The organism is Bradyrhizobium sp., assembly GCF_036009065.1.
Taxonomy (GTDB): Bacteria; Pseudomonadota; Alphaproteobacteria; order Rhizobiales; family Xanthobacteraceae; genus Bradyrhizobium.
Genome location: NZ_DASYMN010000252.1, coordinates 13,894 through 34,881 on the forward strand (window position 1 = coordinate 13,894; position 20,988 = coordinate 34,881).

General features: G+C 63.5%; 18 protein-coding genes. 8 read left to right on the forward strand and 10 right to left on the reverse strand.

Annotation, left to right across the window (positions count from 1 at the left end):
- Positions 1-72: 72 nt before the first annotated feature.
- The 4 genes from VGP39_RS15430 to VGP39_RS15445 form a co-directional block, all read right to left on the reverse strand.
- Positions 73-3,195, reverse strand: coding sequence for an efflux RND transporter permease subunit (locus tag VGP39_RS15430; protein ID WP_327568972.1), 3,123 nt, complete (start codon positions 3,193-3,195; stop codon positions 73-75).
- Complete coding sequence (locus tag VGP39_RS15435) at positions 3,195-4,121, reverse strand: efflux RND transporter periplasmic adaptor subunit (RefSeq protein WP_327568973.1); 927 nt, start codon at positions 4,119-4,121, stop codon at positions 3,195-3,197. The genes VGP39_RS15430 and VGP39_RS15435 overlap by 1 nt, the downstream gene beginning before the upstream one ends.
- Before the next feature lie 69 nt (positions 4,122-4,190).
- Complete coding sequence (locus tag VGP39_RS15440; RefSeq protein ID WP_327568974.1) at positions 4,191-4,847, reverse strand: OmpA family protein; 657 nt, start codon at positions 4,845-4,847, stop codon at positions 4,191-4,193.
- A 132-nt stretch (positions 4,848-4,979) separates the two neighbouring features.
- Positions 4,980-6,431, reverse strand: a complete 1,452-nt coding sequence (locus VGP39_RS15445) for a caspase family protein (RefSeq protein WP_327568975.1) — start codon at positions 6,429-6,431, stop codon at positions 4,980-4,982.
- 364 nt (positions 6,432-6,795) lie between these two features.
- Here VGP39_RS15445 and VGP39_RS15450 point away from each other — a divergent pair, with 364 nt between their 5' ends.
- Positions 6,796-7,602 (forward strand): N-acyl homoserine lactonase family protein, encoded by an 807-nt coding sequence (locus VGP39_RS15450; protein ID WP_327568976.1) that lies wholly within the window; start codon positions 6,796-6,798, stop codon positions 7,600-7,602.
- Between the two features lie 24 nt (positions 7,603-7,626).
- Positions 7,627-7,971 carry a RidA family protein gene (locus tag VGP39_RS15455; RefSeq protein ID WP_327568977.1) on the forward strand — a complete coding sequence of 115 codons (345 nt, stop codon included), beginning with the start codon at positions 7,627-7,629 and terminating at the stop codon, positions 7,969-7,971.
- A 107-nt stretch (positions 7,972-8,078) separates the two neighbouring features.
- Here VGP39_RS15455 and VGP39_RS15460 read toward each other — a convergent pair whose 3' ends face one another.
- The gene (locus VGP39_RS15460) at positions 8,079-8,555 is read right to left on the reverse strand and encodes a MarR family winged helix-turn-helix transcriptional regulator (protein ID WP_327568978.1); all 477 of its coding nucleotides are present in this window, start codon (positions 8,553-8,555) and stop codon (positions 8,079-8,081) included.
- Positions 8,556-8,662: 107 nt separating this feature from the next.
- On the opposite strand from VGP39_RS15460, the gene VGP39_RS15465 reads away from it, so the two are divergent.
- From VGP39_RS15465 to fahA, 5 genes are all read left to right on the forward strand, one after another.
- A complete protein-coding gene (locus VGP39_RS15465) occupies positions 8,663-10,279 on the forward strand; it encodes an FAD-dependent oxidoreductase (RefSeq protein ID WP_327568979.1) in 1,617 nt (538 codons plus the stop codon).
- Positions 10,279-10,506, forward strand: a complete 228-nt coding sequence (locus tag VGP39_RS15470) for a DUF2783 domain-containing protein (protein WP_327568980.1) — start codon at positions 10,279-10,281, stop codon at positions 10,504-10,506. Before VGP39_RS15465 ends, VGP39_RS15470 begins: the two co-directional genes overlap by 1 nt.
- A gap of 126 nt (positions 10,507-10,632) precedes the next feature.
- Complete coding sequence (locus tag VGP39_RS15475; RefSeq protein ID WP_327568981.1) at positions 10,633-11,586, forward strand: MBL fold metallo-hydrolase; 954 nt, start codon at positions 10,633-10,635, stop codon at positions 11,584-11,586.
- Positions 11,587-11,588: 2 nt separating this feature from the next.
- Positions 11,589-12,935: a homogentisate 1,2-dioxygenase gene (hmgA, locus tag VGP39_RS15480; RefSeq protein WP_327568982.1), complete on the forward strand. Its 1,347-nt coding sequence runs from the start codon at positions 11,589-11,591 to the stop codon at positions 12,933-12,935.
- A 174-nt stretch (positions 12,936-13,109) separates the two neighbouring features.
- Positions 13,110-14,381, forward strand: coding sequence for a fumarylacetoacetase (fahA, locus tag VGP39_RS15485; RefSeq protein ID WP_327568983.1), 1,272 nt, complete (start codon positions 13,110-13,112; stop codon positions 14,379-14,381).
- A gap of 136 nt (positions 14,382-14,517) precedes the next feature.
- On the opposite strand, the gene VGP39_RS15490 is transcribed toward fahA, so the two are convergent.
- The gene (locus tag VGP39_RS15490) at positions 14,518-14,991 is read right to left on the reverse strand and encodes an Lrp/AsnC family transcriptional regulator (RefSeq protein WP_327568984.1); all 474 of its coding nucleotides are present in this window, start codon (positions 14,989-14,991) and stop codon (positions 14,518-14,520) included.
- Positions 14,992-15,111: 120 nt separating this feature from the next.
- Between VGP39_RS15490 and hppD the strand changes: the two genes are divergently transcribed.
- Positions 15,112-16,236 carry a 4-hydroxyphenylpyruvate dioxygenase gene (gene hppD / locus VGP39_RS15495; protein WP_327568985.1) on the forward strand — a complete coding sequence of 375 codons (1,125 nt, stop codon included), beginning with the start codon at positions 15,112-15,114 and terminating at the stop codon, positions 16,234-16,236.
- A gap of 117 nt (positions 16,237-16,353) precedes the next feature.
- Here hppD and VGP39_RS15500 read toward each other — a convergent pair whose 3' ends face one another.
- The 4 genes from VGP39_RS15500 to VGP39_RS15515 form a co-directional block, all read right to left on the reverse strand.
- Positions 16,354-17,478: a CaiB/BaiF CoA-transferase family protein gene (locus VGP39_RS15500; RefSeq protein ID WP_327568986.1), complete on the reverse strand. Its 1,125-nt coding sequence runs from the start codon at positions 17,476-17,478 to the stop codon at positions 16,354-16,356.
- A 15-nt stretch (positions 17,479-17,493) separates the two neighbouring features.
- Positions 17,494-18,810 (reverse strand): LLM class flavin-dependent oxidoreductase, encoded by a 1,317-nt coding sequence (locus VGP39_RS15505; RefSeq protein ID WP_327568987.1) that lies wholly within the window; start codon positions 18,808-18,810, stop codon positions 17,494-17,496.
- Between the two features lie 283 nt (positions 18,811-19,093).
- Positions 19,094-19,894, reverse strand: a complete 801-nt coding sequence (locus tag VGP39_RS15510; RefSeq protein ID WP_327568988.1) for a xanthine dehydrogenase family protein subunit M — start codon at positions 19,892-19,894, stop codon at positions 19,094-19,096.
- Between the two features lie 13 nt (positions 19,895-19,907).
- Positions 19,908-20,988: xanthine dehydrogenase family protein molybdopterin-binding subunit (locus tag VGP39_RS15515; protein ID WP_327568989.1), on the reverse strand; the 1,081-nt coding region annotated here is incomplete at its 5' end.

Consider the following 20,988-nt stretch of genomic DNA (forward strand, 5'->3'; position numbering starts at 1 on the left):
TTTACAGCTCCACCCTCTCGGGCTCGGCGATCCTCGCCAATATCCAGATCGGCAAAACCCTGCACCATCTACCTACTCTGCCGCAGGCGTATGCACCGCCCCCGGCGGCGGCTTGTGCTCAGCCGGATGCTCGGTCTCACCGCTTGACGCCAGCAATTTCTTGCCAAACCGCCACGACAGCTCACCGACATCGTCCATCAGCATGAACATTGCCGGCACGAACACCAGCGACAGCACGGTGGAGAATATCAGGCCGCCGATCACCGCGAGCGCCATGGGCGAGCGGAATTCGCCGCCGGCGCCGAACGCCAATGCGCTCGGCATCATGCCGGCGGCCATCGCGATGGTGGTCATGACGATGGGGCGGGCGCGCTTCATGCCGGCGTCGATGATGGCTTCGTGGCGCGGCTTGCCCTCGCGGACGGCTTCGACCGCGAACTCGACCAGCATGATGGCGTTCTTGGTGACGATGCCCATCAGCATCAGGATGCCGATCCATACCGGGGTGGTCAGCTGCTTGCCGGTCAGCAGCAATGCGGCGATCGCGCCGCCGATCGACAGCGGCAGCGAGAACAGGATCGTGATCGGCTGCAGGAAGGTGCCGAACAGCAGCACCAGCACCGCATAGACCATCATCAATCCCGCGGTAATCGCCGTGGCAAAGCCTTCCGAGAGTTCATTGAGGCTTTCGGCGTCGCCGGAGGGGCTGACCTTGACGCCCTTCGGCAGGCTTTTCATCACGGGAAGTTCATAGATCTTTTTGGTGGCATCGCCGAGCGCCGCGGTGCCGACGAGGTCGGCAGCCACGGTGGCCTGACGTTCGCGGTCGTAGCGGTTGATGCTGGTCGGCCCCTGGTCGAGTTTTATGTCGGCGACCACCGACAACGGCACGCCGCCGCGGCCGCCGCCCAGCGGCACCCGCAGCTGCTCCAATATCGGCAGATCTGCGCGCGCGCCCTCTTCGAGCTGGACGCGGATCGGCACCAGCCGGTCGCCGGTATCGAACTTGGCCAGCGCCGGACCGACATCCCCGATGGTGGCGACGCGAATGGTTTCCGACAGGCTCTCGGTGGAGACGCCGAGCCGCGCCGCCAGATCGGCGCGCGGCTGGATGCGAAGCTCGGGGCGGTCGAGCGAGGTTTCCGAGATCACATTGGCGATCAGCGGAATCCGCTTCATCTGGTTCGCAAGCTCCGCGGCGACGTTGCTGACGATACCGCTGTCGGTTCCGGTCACCACCAGCGAGATGGCGCGCAAGCCGTTCTCGTCAAGAAACCAGAACCGGATGTCGGGGACGTTTTCCAGTTCGGTGCTGATCGCGAGTTCAAGCTCGCGCTGGGTGATCTTGCGGTCGTGCTTTGGCGTGTAATTGATGATCAGCGCCGCGCGGCGCACCTCGAACGTACCCGGCGGCACCCGTCCGCCGTCGACGAATACGCTCTTGACCTCCGGCCGCTTGCGTAAACGAGCGACGATCTCCTCGGTGGTCTTTTCGGTGAAGGCGAGCTGCGATCCCGGCGGCAGCTCCATGGCGAGCAGCGAGCGCGCGGAATCCTGCGCCGGCAAAAAGCCCTGCGGCAGCAGGGTGATGCTCCAGATCGACGCCGCGAAAATCCCGAAGCCGATCAGCACGGTGATGAAATAGTGCCGCACCGACCATGTCACGAGGCCATTATAGGCCTTGAGCACGCGGCCCGGCGGCGGATCGTGGTAGTGGCTGTCCTTCATGAAATAGGCCGCCAGCACCGGAGTGACGAAGCGCGCGGCGAGCAGCGAGAAGAACACCTGTACCGATACGGTGATGCCGAACTGCTTGAAGAATTGCCCGGCGATTCCCGACATGAAACTCGCCGGCGCGAAGATCGCGATGATGGTCAGGCTGATCGCGATCACGGCGAGGCCGATTTCGTCGGCGGCCTCCAGCGCCGCGCGATAGGGTGATTTCCCCATCCGCATGTGGCGCACGATATTCTCGATCTCGACGATGGCGTCGTCGACGAGGATGCCGGTCGACAGCGTAATGGCGAGGAAGCTGACAAGGTTCAGCGAGAAGCCCAGAATATCCATCGCCCAGAACGCCGGGAAAATCGACAGCGGCAGCGAAATCGCGGCGATGATGGTGGCGCGCAGGTCGCGCAGGAACAGGAAGACGATGATCACTGCGAGGATCGCGCCTTCGAACAGCGTCGAGATCGCGGCCTCGTAATTGCCCTTGGTGAAATCCACCGAGGTGTCGATCAGCTTCAGATCGACGTCGGGATAGGCGGCCTTGAGCGCGTCGATGCGTTTCTGCACCGCGGCGGCGACCACCACGTCGCTGGCGCCTTTCGAACGCTTGATGCCGAGTGCGACGACCGGCTCGCCATTGGCGCGGGCAAAAGTGCGGCGGTCGGCGATGGTGTCGGTCACCGTTCCCAGATCGTCGAGGCGAACCTCGCCGCCTGCGGGCAGGCTGATCATGGTGCCGGCGAGATCGTTGAGGGTTTTTGCGCCCGCCAGCGTGCGGATGGCCTGGTCGTTCTTGCCGATCTCGGCCCGCCCGCCGGCGAGATCGACATTGGTGCCGCGCAAGCGCCTGGAGACATCGACCGCCGTCAGCCCCATCGCCTGCAAGCGGTCCGGATCGAGCGACACCAGAATCTCGCGTTCGACGCCGCCGATGCGCTCGACCTGGGCGACGTTGCGTACGCCCTGCAACGCGCGCTTGACTACGTCGTCGACGAAATAGGACAGTTGTTCCGGCGTCTTGCCGGGAGATATCGCGGCGTAGGTGACGATGGGAAGGCCGATCACGTCGACGCGCTGGATCAGCGGCTCGCTGACGTTTTGCGGCAGGTTGCTGCGGATGCGGGTGACGGCGTCCTTGACGTCGTTCAGCGCGCGGTCGGTGTTGGTCTCGAGCGCGAACTGGATCGTGGTCAGCGACAACCCGTCGGTGATCGACGACGAAATATGCCGCACCCCCTCGACGCCGGACACGCCGTCCTCGATGGTCTTGGTGACCTGCGATTCCAGTTCGGCCGGCGCCGCGCCGAATTGCGAGACCGCGACCGAGATCACCGGAATATCGGCGCTCGGAAGCCGGGTCACGGCGAGCTTGGTGAAACTGACCCAGCCCAATACCAAGAGGATGATCGAAAATACGACGGAGGGAAGCGGGTTACGGATCGACCATGCGGAAATATTCAGAGCCATCAACGCACCCGCGCGCGATCGAGTTCATCGGCGAACATGGTCTTGATCTGGTCGCCATCATGCAACGAGGTGCCGGCGTCGGCCACGACGATTTCGTCGACATCGAGGCCTTCGAGAATCTCGGTCGAGGTGTCGGACACGAGGCCGACCTTAACTTTTCGCGTCTCTACCGTATTGCCTTTGACCACCTGGACGGTCAGATGGTCAATGGCGGAGCGGGGAACGGCTATGCTGCAGCTGCGCTTGGCATCGATGTTGGCGCGAGCGAACATTCCGACCTTCAGGGACGGGTTGTTGGCGATCGATATCCGGACACGGCCCAGCTGGGTGCCGCGGTTGATCTCCGGCGAGACCAGCCGTACCCGGCCGATCAGGTCCGGGACGCCATCCCTGCTGATGCGCGCCGACCCCCCGGGATTGAGCTTCAGCATGTGGATGCTCGGGACTTCGGCGTCCACCTCGATTTCGTTGTTGACGGCGATTCGAAATATCGGTCCTGCCTGAGGGGACGCAGGCGCGCCGACGATGGTGTTGGCCTGGATCACCAGCCCGGCGGCAGGGGCGCGCAGCGAAATCGGTCCGGGCCTTGGCGCGTTGGGATTGCCGGGCGGCGCCGGCGGCGCGGTCAGCCGCGCCAGCTCCTGATTCTCGGTGACGAGGTCGCCTTCGCGGACAAAAAGGTCGGTGACCTTCGAGCCCTCCTGGTCGACGCCGACCACGGCTTCGCGGCGCGGCACGACAAATCCGGTGACCCGGACGAGGTCGGAGAAACAGGCGTTGACGGCCTTGGCGACGACGACGAGGGCGCTGTTGGGAACGACCTTCTCTTCCGTGCGGGGCCGGTGTTCCAGCCAGTAATATCCGGCGCCCAGCGCGGCTACGACGATCGCCCCTAACGCAGGCTTGAGGTAGGCGGAGAGCATCATCGAACAGGCGCCCCGCTGACATGCGGGACGCCTGGTTGGTGCGACGCCGCGGCGCGGATCACGGCCGGATCACTTGGACGCGGTGGTCTTGGTTGCCATGTTCACCACCTGAACCCGGCGGTTTACCTCGGCCGTCGGGACATTCGCGTCCTTGAGCTTGCTCTTGCCGTATCCCACGGTCACCAGGTCGGTCCCTGCGATTCCGTATTTCTCGACCAGATAGCGCTTGATCGAATCGGCGCGGCGTTCGGACAGGTCCTGATTGTAGCTTTCCGCGCCGGCGGCGTCGGTATGACCGGCGACGATGAAGGTCGAACCCTTCAGGTCCGGGTTGGAGAGCGCCTTGCCGAGCGCCTGCACCGCGCTCAGCGACTTGGCGCTGATGTCGGCTGAATTGTAGTCAAAGGTGATCTCGAGATCGATATTCGGCTTGTCCTTGGCCAGCGTGGCAATTTCTTCGCGTTCGCCGACCGAAAGCGAGCGCGTGGTCCGGTTGCGGATGGTCTGGACAAATTTTCCTTCGGCAGCCACCGCCGCCGGATCGGCCGGCGGACCAACCGACAGCCCGCGGGTCAGCGGCTTCTTGGGCGCCGCCAGCGCCTTGACGATTTGATCCTCGGTGACATCGTCGGCCGCAACGGCCATTCCCGCCGTCATCGAGAGCATCGCGCCGACCGTCACCAGCGCGCGGATCGCGTTGAACTTATCCCTGGAAATCCTTGACATAGCCGTCCTCCCTGCACGCCAACCTGCGCGGTTCAAATGCATTTACCAATAGGCCACCTGATGAAATCCGCCACGGCCGCAGCCTGCTCATCTTGGTCTGGAGCGCGCCGGTCGCGTTCAAGCGATACGCCCTCAACGCACGCCGTAACCCGCGAACTCCTTGACAATGTTCGGATCCATCGCCTTTGCATTGGATATGTCAAGTTCGCCTTCCGAAATCGAGCCGTTACGCTGCTTTGCCAGCCCGCGTCCATACAGCGACGAGGTCAGTCTGGGATTGATCTTCAGCGCGGCGTCGAAATCGGCGATGGCATTCTTGGTCTGCCCGCTCTTCAGGTTGACGAGGCCGCGGCTGTCGAGGGCATCGACGAAATTCGGCCGCAGCCGCAGCGCCTCGTTGCAGTCCTTCAGCGCCGACTGCAGGTCGCCGATCACGGTACGGGCCCAGCAGCGGTTGTTGTAGGCTTCGACGTCCTTTGGGTTCAAACGGATCGACTCGGTAAAGTCGTTGACGGCGAGCAAATAGGCGCCCTTGCTGGCGTAGACCTGTCCGCGTCGGTACAGCGCGCTGGCGTCGTCGGGATTGTCGATCAATTTGCTGGTCAAGGACTTGATGGTCGGATCGTCCGCGAGGTTGGCGACCGTCGTTGAGCCTTCACCCTTGACCGGCGGCGCGGTGACCACAGCAGGCGGCACTTCGACCTTCACCGGCGGAGGAGGCGGAGGAATATTGACCACCGCAGGGGGCGGAGGGTCATTGCGCGGCGTGGCGACCGGATCGGGGCGTGGCGGCGGGTTGGCGACCGCAATTTGCGTAGATGCCGGCGGACGCGCGCCGGGAATAAACGAAAAGTCCTCGGCCAGGGACGACGAAATCCACGGCACCTGCTCGCTGCGCGACGCCCGGGTGACGCCGACGCGGGTGCGATTGAGGGTTTCCTCCGCCATCAGATCGGGGGCGCGGATCTCTTTGAGCAGTTCGCTGACGAACAGGCTGTGCGCGCCGCCGGTGTCGCTGACGACGGAACTGAGCGCCGCCGAATACATCACCAGCGTTCCGTTCGGCGCGATCACCGGCGCGAGGCCGGCGGAAAAACTGCGGAACCGGCGCTCGAACGGGTTGCGCCTGCTGGCGTCGATCAGCGCGATCTTGACGCCGGCGCCGCGGCTGTTGATTTCGCCGAGGATCGTTTCCAGGCTGAAGCCGTCGCGGCGAACATCCGGCTCGGTCCAGATCTGGGCGTCGACCGGGATCAGGTAGCTCTGACGGGCCGACTGCACGCCGAACCCGCTGAAAAAAATCAACGCAACGGAGCCTGGTTTGACACGAGCGTAAAGCCGCTCCAGCGCACGGCGCATGGCGTCGCCGGTCATGTTCTCGCCGGTCTCGACATCGAAGCCGTCGCGCTTGAGTTCGGCCGCGATATCCTTGGCGTCGTTGATGGGTTCTTTCAGCGGCGCCTCGGCGTCGGGATATTTTGCGTTGCCGATGACGAGAGCATTCCTGTCGCCCGCCGCCCAGGATCGGGGTGCGGGCGCGATCGAAACGATCAAGATCAGCAGCAATGCGAGGCGGAATTTCATGCGACGCCGGTCCACAGAAGGGCGCCGATTCCAAGCTCGCGCCGCCGCGACCTTACTCTACGAAAACCGCATTATCAAACGGGGCAGGCCGTCTCTGTCAACACGCGTCAAGATGCCTGGCCGGCGCGACAATTGACCGCAAAGCGTTCGGGTTCCACCGAGCACCGCTACAATCACCACCGTCATCCTGAGGTGCTCGCCGTCTTCGGCGAGCCTCGAAGGATAGCCGCAGCGCTGTCCTGCCGATCCTTCGAGGCTCGCCGCGATGCGGCGAGCACCTCAGGATAACGGAAGGTTTGACCTTTGCGGATGACGGTGGCTTTGTGCAGTCATCGGCCAATCGCGCAAGAAAGAAGTGAAACCGATGGGAAACGCCTACGAAGTCTACGCCATCCGCTATGCGACCATGTCGCCGCGCACGCCTCACATGAACTACTTGGCTCCCGATCCACACGAGACCAGCGCCGCCGATCTCGATTACTTCGTCTGGCTGATCCGCGGGGAGGGCCGCGACATCCTGGTCGATACCGGCTTTAACGCGGCGGAGGCGCAGGCGCGCAGCCGCAAGCTCACGCTCAATCCGGTCGACGCGCTGGCGGCATTCGGCGTTGCCGCTGACGACATCAGGGATGTGATCGTCACTCATCTGCATTACGATCACGCCGGCAATCTCGATCGCTTCCCCAATGCCCGGTTTCATCTGCAGGATCGTGAGATGAGCTATGCCACCGGGCGCTGCATGTGCCATGGCGCCTTGCGGCATCCGTTTTCGGTGGATCATGTGACGCTGATGGTGCGCCACGTCTACAGCGAGCGGGTGACTTTCCATAATGGCGATGGCGAGGTGGCGCCCGGCGTCACGCTGCATCGCGTCGGCGGCCATTCCGACGGCCTGCAGGTGGTGCGGGTCGAGACCGCGCGCGGCCCGGTGGTGCTGGCGTCGGATGCCTCGCATTATTACGGCAACATGCAGCGCAAGATTCCGTTTCCGATTCTCTACAATATCGGCGACATGATGGAAGGCTGGGAAATCGTCAAACGCCTCGCCGGCCATCCCGACCGCGCCATCCCCGGGCATGATCCGCTGGTGACGGAAATCTATCCGCGCGCCAGCGACAAGGTGGATGCTTACGCATTGCATTTGCCGCCGTCACGCTCGTTTGTAAAATAGCGCTTGATTGAAACGGAGTTCGCCATGATCAGCCGCTTTCCCGGCCTCACGCCAACCCGCAGCCGCGCCGTCGTTCACGATGGCCTGGTGTTCACCGTGGCGGTCGCGCCCGATCCGGTCACCTCCTCGATGTACGAGCAGACCGTAAAAGCGCTCGGGCGCATCGACGAAAGCCTTGCGCTGTGCGGCTCGGACAAGAGCAGGATCCTCTCGGCCATCGTCTACATCACCGACATGAAGCGGAAAAGCGAGATGAACCGCGCCTGGGATGAATGGGTTGACTTGGGCAACCCGCCGATGCGGGCCTGCATCGGCGTCGATCTCGAGCCCCCGCATATCGTGGAGATCGTGGTGACGACAGCGAAGTGAGCGGCAATGCGTCATGCGCGGGCTTGACCCGCGCATCCATCCATCTTCGCAAGGGTCGTTCGAAGAAGATGGATTGCCGGGTCAAGCCCGGCAATGACGCTTTCGGATCAATATGCCTGCGTCTTGCCTGCCTCCTTGCTGGTCAGCACAAGATCGAGACTCTTCTCGATCTTGCCGAGCGCAAGCGCAAAACTCGCGCGCTCATCTGCGGTAAGACAGGACATGATCTCGCGTTCTTTCCTCAATAACCGCGGGATCAGTTCCTCATACAGCGCGCGGCCCTTGCGCGTCATGCGCAAAGAGAACTCGCGGCGGTCGTCCGCGTTCTCGACACGCTCGACCAGCTGGCGCCGCATCAGCGCGGTGACCGCGCGGCTGATGGTGGATTTGTGCGTGCGGGTGCAATGCGAAATATATTGCGCGCTGCAGGCGTCATTGCGAAAACCCAGCGTCGCCAGCACCCGCCATTCCGGGATGTCCAGCCCGTAACGCTCCTGATACTCGCTGGACAGCGCGGCGCTGACCTCGGCCGCGAGCCGGTTCAGCCGGAACGGAACGAACCTGAACAGGTCGAGTTTCGCCAAAATCGCTCCAATTCGAGTTGACGGCGGAACGCGCAAGGCGTTTAAGATAGTTGCATGTGAGACTATCTTAGCCGGGACGCCGCCCCTTGGCCAGAGCCCTGTGAGCCATGACGCAGCCCTCCAGAACCCAGTTCGGCTATCGCAGGCATCCCGACCAGGATCGGGCCGGCGCCAATGAACATCCGGTGATCGTGGTCGGCGCCGGCCCTGTGGGCCTGTCGCTCGCGATCGATCTGGCGCAGCGCGGCCAGAGCGTGGTGCTGCTCGACGACGCCGACCGGATCGGCGAGGGCTCGCGGGCGATTTGTTTCTCAAAACGTTCGCTGGAATACTGGGACCGGCTCGGCGTCGCCGGCCGCATGGTCGACAAGGGCGTGATCTGGAGCGTCGGCAGGATCTTTCACGGCGCCGAGCTGCTCTATCAATTCAACCTGCTGCCGGAGCAGGGCCACAAGATGCCGGCCTTCATCAACCTGCAGCAGTTCTATGCCGAGGCCTATCTGGTCGAGCGTGCGGCGCAGCTGCCGGAAATCGACCTGCGCTGGCGCAACAGAGTGAGCGCGCTGGAACAGCGCAACGATCATGTGCTGCTGACCGTCGAGACGCCGGATGGGCCGTATCGGCTTGCTGCGCGGTATGTCTGTGCCTGCGATGGCGCACGCTCGTCATTGCGGCGCCTGGTCGGCGCCGATTTCACCGGGCAGCAGTTCGAGGACCAGTTCCTGATCGCGGACGTCAAAATGACGGCGGAATTTCCGACCGAGCGCTGGTTCTGGTTCGATCCGCCGTTTCACGCCGGGCGCTCCGCCCTGTTGCATCGCCAGCCTGACGATATCTGGCGGATCGACCTGCAGCTCAGCCCGGACGCGGACCCGGGGATCGAAAAACTCCCAGAGAACGTCCGGCCGCGGCTCGCGCGGATGCTGGGCCACAATGATTTCGAATTCGTCTGGATATCGCTGTACAAGTTCCAGTGCCGGCGCATGGAAAAATTCATCCATGACCGCGTGATCTTCGCCGGCGATGCCGCGCACCAGGTGTCGCCGTTCGGCGCCCGCGGCGCGAATTCCGGCCTGGAGGATGCTGAAAATCTGGCATGGAAACTGGCGCGCGTGCTGGAGGGCACTTCGCCGGAGCGCCTGTTCGAGAGCTATCACGTCGAGCGCAGTGCCGCAGCCGACGAAAACATCCGCGAGTCGACGCGCTCGACCGATTTCATGGCGCCCGCTTCGCGCCAGGAAGCGCGGCTGCGGCAGGCCGTGCTGTCGCTCGCCAACGACACCGAATTCGGCAAGCGCATGATCAACGGCGGACGGCTGTCGGTGCCTTCGGTCTATGACACCCCGCTCTCGACGCCGGATGGCGATAGCTGGCGCGGCGGCCCGCGGCCCGGCGCCTCGATGCCCGATGCGCCGCTGAGCGGCCGCGACGGCAACTCGGCGTTTCTGACCGAAGCGTTCGTCAAGGCGGGAAAGAAGTTTACCTTGTTGGAGTTTGCAAATGGCGCTGCGACCAGCGTCCCCGATGGCGTCGGCGTCATCCGAATAGGCGATGGCGGTTTTGGCGATCCGTCGGGACTGCTCGGCGCACGCTACGATGCTGCGCCCGGCACAGGCTATCTGTTGCGCCCCGACGGTTATGTCGCCGCGCGCTTCCGGCATTCCACGCGCGTCGCGATCGACGCCGCGCTGGCACGTGCCACCGCGGCAAGCGGGGGTTTGTGATGGCGCTGTCCACCAGTTCGAATTTCGCCAAACCCGACGATGCCTTCCGCATGATCGTCGAGGCGCATCGTGGCCTCAGCGACGCGCAAAGCGGCGATCTCGACGCCGCGCTGGTGCTGGTTCTTGCCAACCATATCGGCGATCTCGAGGTGCTGCGCGAGGCGATCGAGTTGGCAAGGCGGCGGCTGGTGGATGGCAGCCAGCAACAACAGCAGCAGCAACAATAGAACGAAAATGTGTGTACCGTCATTGCGAGGAGCACTTGCGACGAAGCAATCCAGACAACGCGCGCAGGACTGGATTGCTTCGTCGCAAGGGCTCCTCGCAATGACAAAAATGGGAAAGTTGAACTGATGGCCAAGGGTTTCGCATCGACCACCGACATGGCGGAGAAAAAAATCACCTTCTCCGAGATCGGCACCGATCTCTATGCCTTTACCGCCGAAGGCGATCCGAACTCGGCCGTGATCGTCGGTAACGACGGCTGCCTCGTGTTCGATGCCCAGGCGACGCCCGCGATGGCGAACAAGGTGATCGAGCGGGTCCGCACCGTCACCGACAAGCCAATCAAATACGTGGTGCTGTCGCATTACCACGCGGTGCGGGTGCTCGGCGCCTCCGCGTACAAGGCGCAGGCCGTGATCGCCTCGCAGGAAACCCATCGCCTGATCGAGGAACGCGGCCAGCAGGACTGGGATTCCGAGTATGGCCGTTTTCCGCGGCTGTTCCAGGACGCGGAAAGCATCCCTGGCCTGACCTGGCCGACGCTGACTTTCGAGACCGACATGTCGATTTATCTCGGAAAACGCGAGGTGCGGCTGATGTCGCTCGGCGCCGGACATACGTCCGGCGATATCGTGGCGTGGGTGCCGGACGCCGAGGTGATGTTTTCCGGCGACCTGATCGAGTATCATTCGGCCTGCTATTGCGGCGATGCGCATTTGCGCGAATGGCCGGCGACGCTGAACGAAATCCGCGCCTTCAATCCCAAGGCCATTGCGCCCGGACGCGGCGATGCCCTGAAAGGCGTTGCGACCGGACGCGACGCCATCGCGATGACGCGCGACTTTGTCAGTACGCTTTACGGTGCGGCCGAATCGTCGGTGGCCAAGGGTCGAAACCTGAAGGAGACCATGGCGGCGACGCGCGAGGTGATGGACCCAAAATTCTCAGGCTTTGCGATCTACGAGCACTGCCTGCCGTTCAACGTCTCGCGCGCGTTCGACGAAGCCTCGGGAATCGACGACCCCGTGATCTGGACCGACAAGCGCGATCTGGAAATGTGGGCCAGCCTGCAAGGAGGATGACCATGAATATCAATGCAGCTCCTGATGTTCTCGGCAAATCGGTAGGGCAGGTCACGCCAGGCTACATGTCCGGCTTCGGCAATTCGTTCGAGACCGAAGCGCTGCCCGGCGCACTGCCGATGGGCCGCAATTCGCCGCAGCGCTGCGCCTACGGGCTTTATGCCGAGCAACTCTCGGGCTCGCCGTTCACCGCACCGCGCGGCAGCAACGAACGCTCCTGGCTGTATCGCATCCGGCCCTCGGTGCGGCACTCCGGCCGGTTTGAGAAAGCCGATGCGAAACTATGGCGCACCGCGCCATGTCACGAGCACGAATTGCCGATCGCGCAATTGCGCTGGGATCCCGCGCCGATCCCATCGGGCGACATGACGTTCCTGCAGGGCGTGCAGACCATGACCACGGCGGGCGACGCCAACACCCAGGCCGGCATGGCCGCGCATGTCTATCTCATCACCCAATCGATGGTGGACCAGCATTTCTACAACGCCGACGGCGAGATGATGTTCGTGCCGCAGCAGGGCAAGCTCAAATTCGTCACTGAGTTCGGCCGGATCGACGCCGAGCCGGGTGAGATCGTGGTGATTCCGCGCGGCGTGAAATTCCGCGTCGAAATTCGGGGTGCGCCCGCGCGCGGCTACATCTGCGAGAATTACGGCGGCGCGTTCACGCTGCCGGAGCGCGGCCCGATCGGCGCCAACTGCCTGGCCAATGCGCGCGATTTCCTCACCCCGGTCGCGGCCTATGAGGACAAGGACACGCCGACCGAGCTCTACGTGAAATGGGGCGGCGCGCTGTGGATGACAAAGCTGCCGCATTCGCCGATCGACGTGGTGGCGTGGCACGGCAATTATGCGCCTTACAAATACGACCTGCGCAGCTTCTCGCCGGTCGGCGCGATCGGCTTCGATCATCCCGATCCGTCGATCTTCACCGTGCTGACCTCGCCCTCGGAAACCGCCGGCACCGCCAATATCGATTTCGTGATTTTCCCGGAGCGCTGGGCGGTGGCGGAAAACACCTTCCGCCCGCCGTGGTACCACATGAACATCATGTCGGAATTCATGGGGCTGATCTACGGCGTCTATGACGCCAAGCCGCAGGGCTTCACGCCCGGCGGCATCAGCCTGCACAACATGATGCTGCCGCACGGCCCCGACCGCGAAGCCTTCGACCACGCCAGTAATTCCGAGCTGAAGCCGGTCAAGCTGACGGGGACCATGGCTTTCATGTTCGAGACGCGATATCCGCAACGCGTGACGGAGTTCGCGGCAAAATCGGCGACGCTGCAGGACGATTACGCGGATTGCTGGAAGGGATTGGAGAAGCGGTTCGATCCGAACAAGCCGTGAGCTTCCTTACCCTGCCCTGGAGGGGGAGGGTCGCCGCGAATGAAATTCGCGGCGGGGTGGGGTGAAGTGTTCATCCGCGGCTTCACCCCACCCCGCCAAGCATCACGCTTCGCGCGATGCTCGCCGATCCTCCCCCTCCAGGGGAGGGTGAAAAAGAACGCAGTTGGCCAAACGATGACACACCCGAACGACCCCACCCTCCGCTCCTTCATCGGCGTCGATCCCGCGTCGGACTTCCCGATCCAGAACCTGCCCTATGGCGTGTTCTCGGCAAAGGACGGGTTGGCCCCGCGCGTCGGCGTCGCGATCGGCGATCATGTGCTCGATCTATGGCAGCTCGAACAGGACGGCCGGCTGGATGTCGGTGAGCTCGGCGTCTTTGCCGCGCCGATGCTGAATCCCTTCATGGCGCTGGGGCCGAAAGTGTGGGCGCGCATCCGGGCACGGATCAGCGAGTTGCTGCGCCATGACAATCCCGAGCTTCGCGACGACGCCGGGTTACGCCTACGCGCGCTGGTGCCGACGGCGGATGTAAAATTGCATCTGCCGATCGCGGTCGCAGGCTACACCGATTTCTATTCGTCGAAGGAGCACGCCACCAATGTCGGCACCATGTTCCGCGACAAAACCAACCCGCTGCTGCCGAACTGGCTGCATATCCCGATCGGCTATAACGGCCGGTCGTCTACTGTGGTGGTCAGCGGCACCAAGGTGCGACGGCCGCGCGGGCAGCTAAAACCGCCAAACGTGGAGGTGCCGAGCTTCGGGCCCTGCAAGCGGCTCGACTTCGAACTGGAGATGGGCGTGGTGATCGGGCAGCCGTCGCCGATGGGCGAGATGCTGACCGAACAACAGGCCGAAGAAATGATCTTCGGCTTCGTGCTCCTCAACGACTGGAGCGCGCGGGATATCCAGCAGTGGGAGTACGTCCCGCTCGGCCCATTCCAGGCCAAGGCGTTCGCGACCTCGATCAGCCCGTGGATCGTGACGCGCGAGGCGCTGCAGCCGTTCCGGGTGCACGGGCCGGCGCAGCACCCGACGCCGTTGCCGTATCTGCGGCAGGCGGCTGCGAACAATTACGACATGGTGCTCGACGTCGATCTGCGCACGGCGCAGATGAATGAACCGCAAAACATCTGCCGCACCAATTTCAAATACATGTACTGGTCGTCGGTGCAGCAGCTGGTGCATCACGCATCCAGCGGCTGCGCGATGAACGTCGGCGATCTGTTAGGATCCGGCACCATCAGCGGCCCGGACAAGCACGAGCGCGGCAGCCTGCTGGAAATCAGCTGGAACGGGTCCGAGCCGATCGAATTGCCGGGCGGAGAAAAGCGCACGTTCCTCGAAGACGGCGATTCGCTTGTTATGCGCGGCTGGTGCCAGGGCGAAGGCTACCGCATCGGCTTCGGCGAGGTCGAGGGGACCATTGTGGCGGCGGAATAAAGTTAACGCGAACTCAACCGTCATCATTGAGGAGCGCGCTCTTGCGCGCGTCTCGAAGGATGGGCCACAGGTGCTGGCGGCCATCCTTCGAGGCTCGCCGAAGACGGCGAGCACCCCAGGATGACGTGGGTGCACGTTACCGCATCCCCTTCAACGGCAGCTTCGAGGTCTCCTTGAGCCGGTCCAGCACGATCGACGAGCGCACATGGGCGACGCTCCGATGCGGCATCAGCACGTTGTTGACGATATCCGACAGGCTCTTCAGGTCTCGCAACACGACTTTCAGCAGATAGTCGGCATCGCCGGTCAGCGAATACGCTTCCTGTACCGCGTCGACGCGCAGCACAAGGTTGCGAAAATGTTTGGCGTTGTCGGGCGAGTGCGTCGCCAGCGTGATGTGGATGAAGGCGATCAGGGTGAAACCCAGCGATTCGCTGGAGAGATCGGCGTGATAGCCGGAGATGACTTTCTCGTCCTCCAGCCGCATCCGGCGACGCGAGCATTGCGATGCCGATAATCCCGCGACATCTGCGAGTTCCTGATTGGTCAACCGGCCGTCATCCTGCAGTGCGGCCAGGATTTTGAGGTCGAAGGCATCCACTGAAATCATGCGCAAAACACCAGTATCATGCACGGATCATGCATCGCATAGCCGATATCGCCGCTTTATGCACGCACCTCGCGCCGGATAAGGCCGACACTCCAGGCAACAAAGTCTGGGAGATCAGCCATGGGTCCATTTCCGCACGACGCGCCGGCGGCCACCATTACCGCCGATAACCCGATGGGCACCGATGGTTTCGAGTTCGTCGAGTATGCGCATCCAAAGCCCGAAGAGCTGCACGCGCTGTTCAAGTTGATGGGCTACCTCCCGGTGGCGCGGCACAAGACCAAGAAGATCACGGTCTACCGCCAGGGCGATATCAACTATCTCGTCAACGAACAACCCGGCACGCATGGCTTCGACTTCGTCGGCAAGCATGGACCTTGCGCGCCCTCGATGGCGTTCCGCGTCGTCGATGCGCAGCTGGCTCATGAGCGCGCGCTGTCGCTAGGCGCGGAGGCTGCGGATATTTCACCCGCGCAGAAGACGCTCGGCGTCCCCGCGATCAAGGGCATCGGCGGCAGCCTGCTGTATTTCGTCGACCGCTATTCTGCCAAGGGTTCGGCCTACGATCTGGAATTCGAGTGGCTGGGCGAAAAAAATCCACGCCCCGAGGGCGCCGGGCTGTTCTATCTCGATCACCTCACCCACAACGTCCATCGCGGCCGCATGGATGTCTGGACCGGGTTTTATGAAAAACTGTTCAACTTCCGGCAGATTCGTTTTTTCGATATCGAGGGCCGCGCCTCCGGCCTGTTCTCGCGGGCGCTGACCAGCCCGGACGGCAAGATCCGGATTCCGATCAACGAGGACGCCGGCGATTCCGGGCAGATCGAGGAATATCTCAACGTCTATCGCGGCGAAGGCATCCAGCACATCGCCTGCGGCGCGAAGGATATCTATCGCACCGTCGAGATGCTGCGCGCGGACGGCCTGCCGTTCATGCCGCCGCCGCCGGAAACCTATTTCGAGAAGATCGACGCACGGCTGCCGAAGCACGGCGAGGACGTGGCGCGGCTCAAGCGCGACGGCATCCTGATTGACGGCGAGGGCGTGGTCGAAGGCGGTGAGACCAAGGTGCTGCTGCAGATCTTTTCGGCCAACGCCATCGGGCCGATCTTCTTCGAGTTCATCCAGCGCAAGGGCGACGACGGATTCGGCGAAGGCAACTTCAAGGCGCTGTTCGAATCGATCGAGGAGGATCAGATCAGGCGCGGGGTGCTGACGGTCCGCGACAAACCCGCGGCGTAGGGCGGCGCAAACCTATCCGCCGTCATGCCCGGGCTTGTCCCGGGCATCCATGTCTTTGCTGCGCTGATGAAAGAGAAGACGTGGATGGCCGGGACAAGCCCGGCCATGACGAGAAGATCAGCGCCCGCTCCACTCCTTCGCCACCGCGCCAAGCTCCGCCGCCACCGTCTTGCGGATCGCCGAGGGGGTCCGGGAAAAGCGCGGCGCGGGGGCGGGCTGCACCACGCCGTCGACATCGACGAAAATCTTGCGCTCGGCCATGTGCGGATGCCCCGGCGCCTCGGACAGCGACAGCACCGGCGCGAAGCAGACGTCGGTGCCTTCCATGATCGCGCACCACTCGGCGCGGGTTTTTGTTTTGAACACCTCAGCCATCTTCGCCTTCATCGCCGGCCATTGCTTCGCATCCATCTGGCCGTCATAGAGCGCCTCATCGAGGCCGGCGAGCCGGCGCAGCTCGGCATAGAATTGCGGCTCGATCGAGCCCAGCGAGATGAACTCGCCGTCCTTGCATTGATAGGTGCCGTAGAAATGCGCGCCGCCGTCGAGCAGGTTGGACTCCCGGCCATCCTTCCAGCGGCCGATCGTGGTCAACTCGCAGAACAGCGACATCAGCGACGCCGCGCCGTCGCACATCGCGCAATCCACCACCTGGCCCTGGCCGGACTTTTGGGCCTCCAGCAGCGCCGCCAGAATGCCGACCACGAGATACAGCCCGCCGCCGCCGTAGTCGCCGACCAGGTTGAGTGGTGGCACCGGCCTGTCGCTGGGCCCGATCGCGGCGAGCGCGCCGGTGACCGCGATGTAGTTGATGTCATGGCCGGCGGCATTGGCCAGCGGACCGGACTGTCCCCAGCCGGTCATGCGCGCATAGACGATGCGCTTGTTGCGCGCCAGCACCGCATCGGGCCCAAAGCCGAGCCGCTCCATCACGCCCGGGCGATAGCCTTCGATCAGCGCGTCGGCGCCGTCGAGCAGCTTCAGCACCTCAGCGACGCATGCCTTGTCCTTCAAATCGCACGCGATCTGCCGGCGGCCGCGCATCATGATGGCGCCGCGCAGGCCCTGCTTCTGCTCGCCGCGCATCAGCGTGACCACGTCGGCGCCCATGTCCGAAAGCATCATCGATGCGAACGGGCCGGGGCCGAGGCCGGCGAATTCGACGATGCGAATGCCGGCGAGCGGGCCGGTCGCGCGCGGCTTTGCGGCCTGGTCCGCGGAAGAGGTCAGCGTATCGGTCACGTCAAAAATCCATTTCTATCGTTCGGCGGATGCTTTTGGATTGTGCCGCAGCGGATCGCTCAAGGTCACCTTGGCGGCTTCCGCCCAAAGCGTGGCATTCTGCTTCTGCCGCTCCGTGCCGGTACCTTCCGCGGCGATCTTGCGGCCGAGCGCGATGTAGACCGGAATCTCATCGTCGCGCAGCGGCGGCATCGCCTGCTTGCGCGCCATTGCCTTCTCGACATAGGGCGCCAGCTCCTCCTGCTTGCGCTTTTCCCGCTCGATTTCGCGCGCCCTGAACTCCGGCATCACGTCCTCGGCGAACAGTTCGAGCGCCTCGCAGATATCCCGGTGCCGGTTGCGGCCGCCCTGCTGGATGAACACGGTCTGGTCGACGCCCGACTCCTCGAAATGCCTCAGATGCGTTCGCAACTGGTCCGGCGTGCCGATGCCGTGGTCGGCCCCGGCCGGCGGCAGCGCATGGCGCGCCTTTTCGAAATTGGCCCAGATGTCGGTGCGGCCCGGCTTGTGCTCGCCGAAAATATAATGATGCGCGAGCCCGTAGCGGAAGAACCGCAAGCCATCCTCGCCGCGGCGGCGCGATTCCGCCTCGTCCGCGTGCAGCGAGAAGCCGGTCACCATCGCGACGTTTGGATTGACGGCGTGGCCGATCGGCACGCACTCTTCCTTGAAGATGCGATAGTAGTCGTCGACCCACTGCCTGGCCTCGCGCGGATCGACGAAGGCGAAGGTCAGCGCGCCGATGCCGCAGCGCGCCGCCATCTTGATGGTCTCGCGGTTGGAGCAGGCCACCCACAGCGGCGGATGCGGCTTTTGCACCGGCTTCGGCACCACGTTGCGGCAGGGCATTTCGAAGAACTCGCCCTTGAAGCCGGGATAGGGGTCCATCACCATCATGTTGGTGCATTGCTCGACGCCTTCGCGCCACATCCGCCGCTTCTCGACCGGATCGAGGCCGACGTTGAAGCCGCCCAGCTCCATCAGCGACGCGCTCTCGCCGGTGCCGAATTCGACGCGGCCGTTCGAGACCAGATCCAGCGTGGCGATGCGCTCGGCGACGCGGGCGGGGTGATTGTATTTCGGCGGCATCAGGCAGATGCCGTGGCCGAGCCGGATGTTTTTCGTGCGCTGCGAACACGCCGCGAGGAAAATTTCCGGCGCGGAAGAGTGCGAATACTCTTCCAGAAAATGGTGCTCCACCTCCCAGGCGTAATCGATGCCGAGCTTGTCGGCGAGTTCGACCTGGTCGAGCGCTTCATGAAACAGCCGCTGCTCGTCGCCGTCATTCCACGGACGCGGCAACTGATGCTCGTAGAAAATCCCGAATTTCATGGACGCTCCCGGGAAGCATTTTGTTGGCGAAATTCTCTAGCGTTGCGGGAAGGGAGGCAAGCAGCAAATTGCCTGGAGAGTTTGATCCGGCTGAATTGAGATGTTGCCAAGCCGTTGCAACAACGGCAGCGCGCCCCCTCTCCCATGGGGAGAGGGTTGGGGTGAGGGGGTAAGGTCTATCGGTAGGCCTTACCCCCTCACCCGGATCACCGCTGTCGCGGCGATCCGACCTCTCCCCATGGGAGAGGTGGGCTGAACTCCGGCCTCTTCGCGGAGAAAGCAACTATGCCGCGTCGGTAACCGCGCGCTGTGCCATCACCTTCACTAGGTTGGCGCGGTATTCCGCCGAGCCATGGATATCCGCCAGCATGCCAGTGGCGGAAAGCGTGATGTTGTCGAGCGCGGCGGGCGAAAAGTTCGCCTTCAGCGCCGCCTCGATCGCCGTCACCCGCATCACGCCGTTCTGCGATGCGCCGGTGGCGGCGACGCGGACGTCGCCGGTTCTGGATTTGGCGACGAACACGCCGGTCAGCGCGAAGCGCGACGCCGGGTGCCGCATTTTCGAATAGCCCGCGGCGGCCGGAACCGGGAAGCTGATCGAGGTAATGATCTCGCCGTCTTCCAGCGCGGTCGAAAACAGGCCCTTGAAGAAATCATCAGCGGCGATCGCGCGCTTGTCGGTATTGACCGTGGCGTTCAGCGCCAGCACCGCGGCCGGATAATCCGCGGCCGGATCGTTGTTAGCGATCGAGCCGCCGATGGTGCCGCGATAGCGCACCGCCGGATCGCCGAGCACCTTCGTCAGGCTGACCAGCGCCGGAATGCTGTTCTTGACGTCCGCACTGCTCATGATGTCGAAATAGGTCGTCGCCGCCTTGATGTTGAGCGCATCGCCGGCGGACTGGATTCCGACGAGGTCCTTGATTCTCGCCAGATCGATCACGTCGGTGGGCGAGGCGAGCCGCGCCTTCATCACCGGCAGCAGCGTGTGGCCGCCGGCGAGATATTTTGAGTCCGAACCCTTTGCGAACAGCGCCGCGGCTTCGTCGACGCTCGAAGGACGATGGTAAGTTGTCTCGTGCATGGTTTTATCCTCCTCAGCCGTGGATCGCGTGCCAGACGCGGTCGGGCGATGCCGGCATGGCGATATTTTCGTTGCCGATGGCATCGGTGATGGCGTTGATGACCGCGGCGGATGCGCCGATCGCGCCGGCCTCGCCGCAGCCCTTGACGCCGAGCGGATTGCTCGGACACAGCGTCATGGTGTGGGAGACATTGAACGAGGGCAGATCCTCGGCGCGCGGCATGGCGTAGTCCATGAAGCTCGCCGTCAGCAGTTGACCGCTCTGGTCATAGACCGCGTTCTCCAGCAGCGCCTGGCCGATGCCTTGCGCCAGCCCGCCATGGACCTGGCCCTCGACGATCATCGGACTGATCAGCCGCCCGAAATCATCGGCAGCTACGAACTTGATGAACGAGGTCTTGCCGGTACCAGAGTCGACCTCGACCTCGCAGATATAAGAACCCGCGGGGAATGTAAAATTGGTCGGGTCGTAGAACGCGGTTTCCTTGAGGCCCGGCTCCATGCCGTCGGGCAAATTATGCGCAGTATAGGCCGCGAGCGCGACCATCGGCAGCGCGATGGATTTGTCGGTGCCGGTGACTTTGAACTCGCCGTTCTCGATCACGATGTCGTCCTCCGACGCCTCCAGTTGGTGCGCGGCGATCTTCTTGGCCTTGGCCTCCATCTTCTCCATCGCCTTGACGATGGCGGTGAGGCCGACCGCCGCCGAGCGCGAGCCGTAAGTGCCCATGCCGAACTGCACCTTGTCGGTATCGCCATGAACGATCGACACCTGGCTGATCGGAATGCCGAGCCGTTCGGAGATTACCTGCGCGAAGCTGGTCTCGTGGCCCTGGCCGTGGCTGTGCGATCCTGTGAGGATTTCGATGGTGCCGACCGGATTGACCCGCACCTCCGCGGATTCCCACAGGCCGACGCCGGCGCCGAGGCTGCCGACGGCTTTCGAGGGCGCAATGCCGCAGGCCTCGATATAGCAGGACAGCCCGATGCCGCGCAGCTTGCCTTCGCTCTTGGCTTTCGCCTTGCGCGCGGCAAAGCCCGCGTAATCGATCGCCTTCATCGCCGCATCCAGCGACGCGTTAAAGTCGCCGGCG